Source organism: Flavobacterium sp. UBA4854, from assembly GCF_002399805.1.
GTDB lineage: Bacteria > Bacteroidota > Bacteroidia > Flavobacteriales > Flavobacteriaceae > Flavobacterium > Flavobacterium ginsengisoli.
In genome coordinates, this window is record NZ_DHEI01000052.1 from 13,487 (window position 1) to 23,087 (window position 9,601).

The following is a 9,601-nucleotide window of genomic DNA, read 5'->3' on the forward strand; positions in this document are numbered from 1 at the left end:
CTCGCTGCTGTTTTTATTGTTCCTGTCGAATAATATTCGCTCAACGAAGGATTTGCTTCATTTTTAGTAAAAGCTACGTTCAAATCATTTCCGTTGATATAACCGTTTACGCCCGCCATTAAATATTTTAAAGTAATTCCGCCTTTTACAAAATGATCGTCATGATCGAACAAAACCGTCGCATAACTCGCTCCAATTTCAGCCCAAGAATTCGAAACACCATTCGGATTTCCGCCTGCAATTAAAAAATTATCAGAAGCATTTACATCTTTATTAACCTCATCAATAAGCTGTCCGTTTATGCCAACTAGATTTGTAACACTACGCACACGCGTAAAAAGTGCAACGCTATGCAAAGGCGTAATATTAAGCATAACAGACGGCCCCATAATATCAGCATTAAAATTCCCCCTATTATTCGATTTGAAATTCTTGCTCGCTTGAGTATCCAGATCGTAACCGCCGTCTAATATATTGGCAAAATTAACTCCGTATAAATCATTTTGCCCAGTTCCGCTTACAGATACAAACGTAACGTCGGCTTTATACTTCGAATCCACAATATTAGAAGGATTAAACAATGCCGACTGAATTCCTGCAAAATTATCATCTCTAAATCCGAAATACGATTGCGATCGCGCATAAAAAAAGCTTCCAAAGAAGCAAAATAGAAGTAAAGTTCTCTTCATAAATTAGATTGGTTTTGGTTGGTTTAGTATTCTTTTTGGGTATAAAAGCATGACAAATATGAGATAAAAAATTCAGCAAAAAAAGCTAGTTTTTTTTAGGTTCTAAGATGCTAAGATTCTAAGAAACTAAGTTTTACGCACTAGTCTTATAAATCTTACTTCGCAATATTCTTCTGTAGTATTGGCCTTAATTTATGACACTCTTTTTAAAGAAATAAAGTCTTAACAATCTAAAATTCCGAACATTAAATTTTCATTAAAAAAGCGATGCTAAATTTTTTCCATAAAAAAAGCCGAACATTTGTTCGGCTTTTTTTATTCCTCTACGTATTCGTATGTTATTGAATCATCTTCACTTAACATCTTCGTTAGATAACCATCCGTTGTATATTCAAACGTTCTATCCCAATAAACAGAATACTCTCCATTCATATCTGTGTAGCCACTATGTGTAAAATTCATGTACAAAAAAGGATTTAAAATCAACTCTTGCGAGATCAAAAAAGGTTTACGATCACTCTCGTAAATACTTACTTCTGTATCACGGAATGATTGTGCAGAATCTGTAACAACACTTGTCAATTTATTTTTTTCATAAGTATAAGTTGTTATTTCAAAAAAACTTGTACCCGTACCTGTTTTGCCAGACGCTTTACTAAGTCTTCCCTGATTATCGTACTCATAGATATATATCCTAACTTGATTAGTACTCGAAACACTTGTCGCTTTAGTTATAAAATTGTTCTCATATTCATAACTTATTTTAGTATAATTTCCATTATCATTCGTAACAGTTTTTTCTATTAATCTCGAACCATCATATTTATAATCAGTAGTTAAAACCGAAGGCTTTAAAGTAAGTTGATCTTTATAATTACGGATTGACTTAATTAAAAGAGTATCTGCATAAGTGTATTCAACAACATAATCTAAATCGCTCACATTCTTTGATGTATAGACTACTTTCGAAACCAGTTTTGCAATTTTATTTTTAGCAGATTCAGATATATCAAACTTATAAGAACCACCTGAAAAACTAATTACAACATTTGCAGCAGTTGAATCTGTTTTTTCTGAAATCGTACAAGTATACGCCACATTGTTGATTTGAAAACTATAAATAGTCTTTAATGCCTCTTTAACAATATTAGTTACTTTATACTCCACCGTACTATTATCAAAAATATTGGAGAACCCGATAGTTTGAGTTCTCGGATAGAAAATAACCGAAACAGGTTTTATAGTTTCAGTGCCAGAACCTACTTCAGCAGTTTTTGATGTCTGTCCTGTAGATTTTGTGATTTTAGCTCCATAATAAGCCTTATATTTTGACTGCGTTGGTTTTACGTCAGCATAAACAACTTCTGGCTGCGAATTATCATCCTGCGAATCATTAGAACAAGATGTTAGTCCTAAAGCAAGAACAAAAAGTAAAATTATTTTCTTCATATATTTTGTTAATAAATCCCGTTTATCATGTCGGGCAATAGCATGTTTTAAATTTAACTTAATATTTTTCTTATAAACGCGCCGAAAATACATTTTTTTTCTTAAAAATACTAAGATGCCCCGAAACAAAATGTTAAGTTTTTTCTCAAAAATTGCAACCTTCTAATTCTAAGGTTTTTCACAAAAAAAAGCCGAACAAATGTTCGGCTTAATATTATTACAAAGTCCTAAAAAAAAACTTAGAACCTCTTTATCTTAGAATCTTAGCATCTCAGAAATTTAGTAAACCTCCGAAGCTTCTTTCAATTTCTCCATATTGTTAACCAACTGAAGCTCAGAAACAATTTTCTGAATATCACCATTCATGATATTTCCTAAATCGTAAAGCGTTAAACCGATACGGTGATCGGTTACACGACCTTGCGCGTAGTTGTACGTACGGATTTTAGCCGAACGGTCTCCAGAACTTACCTGAGAACTACGTTTTTTAGCATCTTCCTCTTGCTTTTTGGCCAATTCCATTTCGTACAAACGAGAACGTAATACCATCAAAGCTTTATCTTTATTCTTGTGCTGCGATTTCTCATCCTGACATTGCGCCACCAAACCTGTTGGAATGTGCGTTAAACGTACAGCCGATTTCGTAGTATTTACCGACTGCCCTCCAGGTCCAGACGAACAGAAGAAATCGACACGAACATCGTTCATATCTACCTGAACATCAAACTCCTCTGCTTCTGGCAAAACCATAACCGTTGCAGCCGATGTATGCACACGTCCTTGAGTTTCTGTCTGAGGAACACGTTGTACACGGTGAACACCCGCTTCAAACTTCAAAGTTCCATATACATCTTCACCAGTAACTTCAAAAATAACCTCTTTGAAACCTCCAGAAGTACCCTCATTCATATCTACTACGGATGATCTCCATCCCATAGATTCGCAATATTTCGTGTACATTCTAAACAAGTCACCAGCAAAAATACTCGCTTCATCCCCACCCGTACCGGCGCGGATCTCCACCATAACGTTTTTCGCGTCTTCAGGATCTTTTGGAATAAGCATAAATTTGATTTCCTCCTCCAATTCTGGCAGACGTTCTTTTGCTTCATCCAATTGCATTTTGGCCATTTCCACCATTTCAGCATCACTTCCGTCAGCAATAATTTCGTTTGCTTCGTCGATGTTTGCTAAAACTATGATGTACTCATCTCTCTTTTCAACAAGCGCTTTTATCCCTTTATATTCTTGGTTAAGCTGCTTATAACGTTTTTGATCAGAAATAACATCCGGCTGAATAATCAAATCCGAAATCTCATCGAAACGCTGCTTTACATATTGAAGTCTATCTAACATTTTCTAATTCCTTTTATTGGACGGCAAAATTACAAAATTTTTATCGAAAATTCTAGTGTTCCTTTTTTGAACATTTTAAGTTGAATATTTAGTGGAATTGTAATGATTTTTAGGAGCTGTTTCCTGCTATCCGCTATATCTTTTTAGGCAGAAACTTTACGGTTTAATAAGATCTTTTTCGTTTGCCTAAAAAGGATGCCGCTACTATCAGGGCTAGGGCTTTGGGTTTCATAATTATGTTTACGGTTTTCCGTAATGCAATTGAATTTAAACAAGTTATTTTTATTGCATACAAATTCAGGTGTTTTTACTTAATGAATAATTCAAATTAAATACGACGTTTGTTTATTATGATTATTAACACCAAAAAAAAATCAAATTCATATTGATATTTGAAAAAAAAATTAAAAGAATATTATGAAAACAGGAAAAATTTTAGACCCAATACATGGATTAATTGAAATTACTGAAATAGAGGAATTTATTATAAATCAAAAAATCTTTGGGAGATTAAGAAAGGTTAAACAAAATACATTGCTTAACTACATATTTCCAGGAGCTAACCATACAAGATTTGAACATTCTATTGGTGTTATGCATCTATCAGAAATTATTTTCAATAAATCGAATGAAAATGTTGAAGTAACATATTTAAAAAAACAAAAATATGGCGTAAACAAGAAATTCAAATCGCTTAAAGACATTTTAGTAAATGAAGAATTTGAAACTATCTTACAAGAATTAAGACTTGCAGCACTATTACATGATATTGGACACGGCCCTACTTCTCATAAATTTGATGATTTCACAATTACTGGAAATAGGTTGATTGAAATAATTAAAACGGAGTCTGATATTTTTGAACTTTTTTTAGATGACATCATTCACTATATTTCAGCTAAAGGTTTAGAAACAAAAAGGATAGAACATGAACTTGTATCATGTGTTTTTATTATTAAAATCATTAATACACTCAAAAAAAATAAATATTTAACAAATGAATCATTAAAAATAAGAGATCAAATAAATTTAAAAAACATCTTAAAGATGATTGATCCCTCATTTCTACCTAATCATGAAATTATTATAAAAGACAAAAACTACACGAACTATTTCAATTCTATTATCGCTAGTTTTCCTTTTGACGCTGACAGAATGGATTATCTTTATAGAGACAGTTTCTATTCTGGAGTAAAGTATGGTTTTTTTGACCAAAGTAGAATATTAACTTCATTACTTCCAATAGAACATAATGGAAAAGTAACATTAGGAATAAAAAAAAGTGGCTTAGATTCTGTTATTAGATTCATACAATCTAGAAATCACTTGTATAATCAAGTTTATTTTCATAAAACAAATTCAGCAACTAACTCAATGTTAGATTTCGTTTTTAGACATCTAACTAAAATAAGTGTATTAGATAATGTAAAAAACTTTAAAGATTATGAAGAATTTTATTGTAAAAACGGAGATGAATATTTTTTCAATTCAACTCTCAAAAATATATTAAGCGATAATGGCTGTGATGTTTGTGGTGAGAATTGTATCGAGAATATTGTATTAGATGAATTAATTGATCGAAATTTATGGAAGCGTTGCTACGAAAAAAGAATAAATGTTAAAAACGCAAAAAAAAGCAGTGATTTTAACACTTACAAATTTGATCAAATTAAACTCAATCAAATTAAAAATCAACTTGAGGCTAAAGGAATTTTCATTCAAGAAAATTATTCATCAAATTTAGGTTTAAAGGGTTTAGATAAATCAAAATCAGTTCTAATTGATAAAGATCTTAATACAATTAGTAACGAATGGGATAAAGTAAGTGACGAAATGGAATTTTTAAGTATGACAAACGTATTTATTAAGAGAATTTATGTCAGAAGAACTTTTGAAACTGCTGAAGATTTTATCAAAATTGAAAATCAAATAAAAGAACTTTTAAAAGACAATTCCTTGATCGAGGACTAATCAAGTATCAAAAACATAATAAAAAAATGGAAACTTTATACAAAAAAATAATCGAGGAAATTAAAATTACCGCTAATGCAAGAGAAATTTTCTCATTACCATCTACAGAAGAATATAATGTTATAAAATCGGATTACAATTCTGGAGGTGCTACTCTATATGGGGAAAAACATATAATTGGCGATGAACTTGAAAATATAGTTGTTACTTATGAGTCCAAAGATAAGTGTAAAACATTTCAAATAAACCCCGATCTAAATATAGTTACTGTTACATGGAAGAAAAATAATATAGTCATGGAAAACTTCTCCGAATCATGGGAAGATAAAATGTAGACAACTTTATATTAACTAATTAACCTCATAACCAATTAATTTTTTATACTATGGCAAGATGTACAGCACCAGTAAATGGTCATCGAACAGCAAGTGGGGCGGCGGCCTGCCCAGCTTGCAGTAGTCGTTATAATCGTAGCTACAATTCGTATCCTACTTATTCTTCACCCTCAAGTAATTACGGAAGTCGCAGTAGCAGCGGACAAAATAGAACGAGAGCACGTTGGTCTTCAGCAGGTTCGACTATTCTCTATACACCTGCAGAAATCCGAACACTTACACCTGTCCGTGAAAATGTAGAAAAACGTTCAGATTTGCCAGACTTACGAGATGTTTTTCTATGTCATGCATGGGATGATCGAAAAGATGCAGCTAAAGAACTACATGATTTACTAGAATCAAAAGGTGTATCTGTTTGGTTTAGTGAAAAAGATGTTTTATTGGGTTCATCTTTGCTACGTGAAATAGACAAAGGATTAGCAAAGTCTCGCGTTGGTATTGTTTTAGTTACCCCCTCTTTTCTTAAACGAGTAAAAGGAGAAGGAATTGCCGACAAAGAGCTGTCTGCTCTTTTAGCTCGTGACTTACTAGTTCCTATTATTCACAACACAACTTTTGAAGATCTACGTGAGGTGAGCCCTTTACTTGGCTCAAGAAGTGGTTTGAGCACCATTGAGGAAACAATGTCAGACGTTGCAGCCAAGTTAGCAGAATTGGTCGCTCCAGAACCTATTACAAACTAAATTTAAAGAGTAAAAATCCAATATGCGCAAACGTCCCACAGACTTTGCGCTTTTCTTTTTATAATAATCCTCCTATTGAAATTTCCACAAATCATCCAACAACTCCATTTCATCTTCTGGCAATAACTGCAAGGCAATTTCAAGCAAAGTCATAACATTGACATTAAAGTCTTTTGTAAAACTCGACAAACCGTTTGCATCAGGATTAAGCAAAATAATACTTGCTTTTAGCAAATCTGAAACCATTAGATTTAATTCGTTATAAGAAGATACTTTTAGCGGTATTGTAAACGAGTTGGTTTCTTTTGGCACTGCTTTTAGTTTGGTAAAATATCTTCCTTTATTTATTAATTCTAACAATTCTTCGGGTCTTTCTTTATTCTCTATTTCTATTTTCATATAAGATTTATTTTACAAATTTAAACAAATATATAAAATTTCGGTTGAAAACAATCGATTTTTAACAATCATATCAAAACAATCTATTACTTGTAATTTCATTTCTATGAAAAGAGAAAGAAAAAGCGAAATTCCAGAAGTTGTAAAAGAACTCGGAAATAAGATAAAAGATATGATTGACAGTAATAATTTAAAACCAAGAGAAGTTGCTCATGATGCTGAAATGGATGTAGAAAATTTAAGAAAATACATTAAAGGCTCGCAAGAAATGAAAGTAAGCACTTTGTTTAAAATTGCACAAGCTTTAAAAATTCATCCAAGTGAATTAATTAAGGATTTGTAAAAAAGACATTTCATCGAAAACATATGAGTTTAGAAAAGAAAATTGAGAGTATAAAAAAAATCATTAATGACAACGCAGACATCGATGGTGATTTTTGGCACTACGAAGGTGATGAGTTAATCTATCAAATTCTTGATACTTTTAATGAAAATGAATGGCGAGACTTTATCCAAGAATTAAATAATTTTACGGACGATGAAAGGTATCAATTCTGTTGTACTCTATTAAATTATGATACTAATAGAATTATAAAAATTGTTGACATTTACGAGATTTTCTTTACTCAATATTTATTATTGCCACTTGAAGATGCATATTGGATTCTGCAAGATATTATGTATGTAGAAAACATACGTGAACCAAATCTTGACTTGCTCAAAAAATTACGCCAAAAAATGCAAACGCTGAGAAATTGTGATATTGCACATTGGGAAGAAGATACTTTTTTGTGGGCGGAAAATATAATCGACAAAGTTATTGAGAAGTATCATTCTTAGTTTATCTGTTACCTGTTAGCGCGGATTTGCAATCCGTGCCCTCCTTGCTAGCGCGAGCGTCTCGCTCGTGAACGCAATCATTCTGTTTCCTCCTAGTTTTGTCATTTCGACGTAAGGAGAAATCACACTAGAAACTCCGTAAAGTATATTTGCCAATCTTTGTAGATAAACGAGTGTGATTTCTCGTTCCTCGAAATGACAAAACTTTGTGGTCACAATATGGAAAATCTTTGTAGAGCTCCTTGCGGAGATTTCTCCTTACGTCGAAATGACAATACTATGTGGTTACAATGTGGAAAACCTTTTTGGAGCTACTTGCGAAGATTTGCTTCGCCAGTTCGCTATCGCTCGGGTCTCCTTACGTCGAAATCACAAAACTGTACGGATAGACAAAAACCAACCCTCATTAAATCAGTATTTTAGCAATAAATTTATATATTTGGTTACACCAAAAACAAATTTACTATCTAAAACCACTATTAATGAAAGGACTTATTAAACTCGGCCGTTTATTTTACGGTATCGGCATTATTGCTTTGGGAGTACATCAGCTTATTATTAAAGATTTTCGATCTGAAATTTTATCACCTTTTCCCGCTTGGGCACATCAATATTCTGTTTTTTCTATCCTTACCGGAATTGTTTTAATATGGGCGGGAATTACTATTTCGGGAATCGTTACCATTAAATTTATCGACACCAGAAAAGTCTGTCTTTATTTAGGTTTTGCTTTTCTTGCCGCTTTTATTGTTTCTCATCTTCCGTTTATTTTCATTTTTAATACCGATAAAACCAACGCCACGCAAATCTGGATCAATGCTATTGAAGAACTAACGTATAGCGGCGGAGCGTTTGTATTGGCGGGTTCTTATAGTGCTAATAAAAGCGAAAGCAAATTCGACAAATTTCTAGAAAAACTTATTCCTGTTGGACGAATTTTCTATTCGCTTTTAATGCTTTTGTTTGGTTTAAGCCATTTTCTTTTTGCTGAGTTTGTTTCTACAATGGTTCCTAAATGGCTGCCAGGAACTATGTTTTGGACTTATTTTGTAGGCGTTGCACTTATTTGTTCGGGCATTTCGATAATTTTCAAGCTTTGGATAAAACCTATTTCGCTTCTTTTGGCTTTAATGCTTTTACTTTTTGTACTGTTCTTCCATATTCAAGATGCGGTTGCAAACCCAACTGTTGGTGGCGGAAATGAAATTGTACGTGCCATTATTGCTTTACTTTTCTGCGGCATTGCATTGGTAATTGCAATAACAAACGATTCTAAAAAAGAGCTTTTGGCTTCAGAAGCAATTTAAACTCAAATTTAAAAAAAAAACATCCCGCAAAGAGATCTTCTTTTTGGGATGTTTTTTATTTAAAGTAAAAATTAGTTTACACTTCTTGTACTTTAAGAATCTCCAGTTTCAGATTCCCTTTTTTAGCAGGCCATTCGATAATATCGCCTTCTTTGTAGCCTACCATTGCAATTCCTTCGTCTGAAAGAACAGAAATTTTGTTTTTGCTTACTTTTACATTTTCTGGACCAACTAAAAGAATTGTTTTTTCTTCATTTTTATTGTGGTCTTTGTAAGTAACTCTTCGGTTTATCGAAACAATATCTTCGGGCAAGTTTTTTCGCAATACTTGAGAAGCGTTTTTTAATTGATTCAATAACAATTCTTCTTCCTCTATTGTTACTTTTTTTCTTCTAATATGGTCTTTAATTAAATCGTATGTTCCTGTTGTTAAAATTATATTTTGTGACATGACTTTCTTGTTTACTTCAATTTAAGTAAAGGCATGATACAACTCTATTACCAAATACCAC

At 32.4% G+C, this 9,601-nt stretch carries 10 protein-coding genes and 1 pseudogene; 6 read left to right on the forward strand and 5 right to left on the reverse strand.

What is annotated here, in order from left to right; genetic code table 11:
* The 3 genes and pseudogenes from B3J44_RS07535 to prfA all read right to left on the reverse strand — a co-directional run.
* A pseudogene (locus B3J44_RS07535) lies at positions 1–689 on the reverse strand (hypothetical protein); the annotation flags it as partial.
* A gap of 315 nt (positions 690–1,004) precedes the next feature.
* Positions 1,005–2,138, reverse strand: a complete 1,134-nt coding sequence (locus B3J44_RS07540) for a lipoprotein (RefSeq protein WP_286967509.1) — start codon at positions 2,136–2,138, stop codon at positions 1,005–1,007.
* Between the two features lie 279 nt (positions 2,139–2,417).
* On the reverse strand, positions 2,418–3,494 hold the full coding sequence (gene prfA / locus B3J44_RS07545; protein ID WP_286967510.1) for a peptide chain release factor 1: 1,077 nt from the start codon (positions 3,492–3,494) through the stop codon (positions 2,418–2,420).
* Positions 3,495–3,911: 417 nt separating this feature from the next.
* Between prfA and B3J44_RS07550 the strand changes: the two genes are divergently transcribed.
* Genes B3J44_RS07550 through B3J44_RS07560 form a run of 3 tightly spaced genes read left to right on the forward strand, consistent with a single transcriptional unit; the run spans position 3,912 to position 6,543 of the window.
* On the forward strand, positions 3,912–5,465 hold the full coding sequence (locus tag B3J44_RS07550; protein ID WP_286967512.1) for an HD domain-containing protein: 1,554 nt from the start codon (positions 3,912–3,914) through the stop codon (positions 5,463–5,465).
* 26 nt (positions 5,466–5,491) lie between these two features.
* On the forward strand, positions 5,492–5,800 hold the full coding sequence (locus tag B3J44_RS07555) for a hypothetical protein (protein WP_286967513.1): 309 nt from the start codon (positions 5,492–5,494) through the stop codon (positions 5,798–5,800).
* 50 nt (positions 5,801–5,850) lie between these two features.
* Entirely contained in the window at positions 5,851–6,543 is a 693-nt protein-coding gene (locus B3J44_RS07560; RefSeq protein ID WP_286967514.1) for a toll/interleukin-1 receptor domain-containing protein, read from the forward strand.
* 72 nt (positions 6,544–6,615) lie between these two features.
* On the opposite strand, the gene B3J44_RS07565 is transcribed toward B3J44_RS07560, so the two are convergent.
* Positions 6,616–6,942: a hypothetical protein gene (locus tag B3J44_RS07565; RefSeq protein WP_286967516.1), complete on the reverse strand. Its 327-nt coding sequence runs from the start codon at positions 6,940–6,942 to the stop codon at positions 6,616–6,618.
* Positions 6,943–7,048: 106 nt separating this feature from the next.
* On the opposite strand from B3J44_RS07565, the gene B3J44_RS07570 reads away from it, so the two are divergent.
* The 3 genes from B3J44_RS07570 (at position 7,049) to B3J44_RS07580 (ending at position 9,089) form a co-directional block, all read left to right on the forward strand.
* Entirely contained in the window at positions 7,049–7,285 is a 237-nt protein-coding gene (locus B3J44_RS07570) for a helix-turn-helix domain-containing protein (protein ID WP_286967518.1), read from the forward strand.
* A 23-nt stretch (positions 7,286–7,308) separates the two neighbouring features.
* On the forward strand, positions 7,309–7,782 hold the full coding sequence (locus B3J44_RS07575; protein WP_286967520.1) for a hypothetical protein: 474 nt from the start codon (positions 7,309–7,311) through the stop codon (positions 7,780–7,782).
* A 482-nt stretch (positions 7,783–8,264) separates the two neighbouring features.
* Positions 8,265–9,089, forward strand: coding sequence for a DoxX family membrane protein (locus B3J44_RS07580; RefSeq protein ID WP_286967522.1), 825 nt, complete (start codon positions 8,265–8,267; stop codon positions 9,087–9,089).
* 76 nt (positions 9,090–9,165) lie between these two features.
* Here the strand turns inward: B3J44_RS07580 and B3J44_RS07585 are convergent, their stop codons facing one another.
* Positions 9,166–9,540 carry a GreA/GreB family elongation factor gene (locus tag B3J44_RS07585; RefSeq protein ID WP_198856923.1) on the reverse strand — a complete coding sequence of 125 codons (375 nt, stop codon included), beginning with the start codon at positions 9,538–9,540 and terminating at the stop codon, positions 9,166–9,168.
* Positions 9,541–9,601 lie beyond the last annotated feature (61 nt).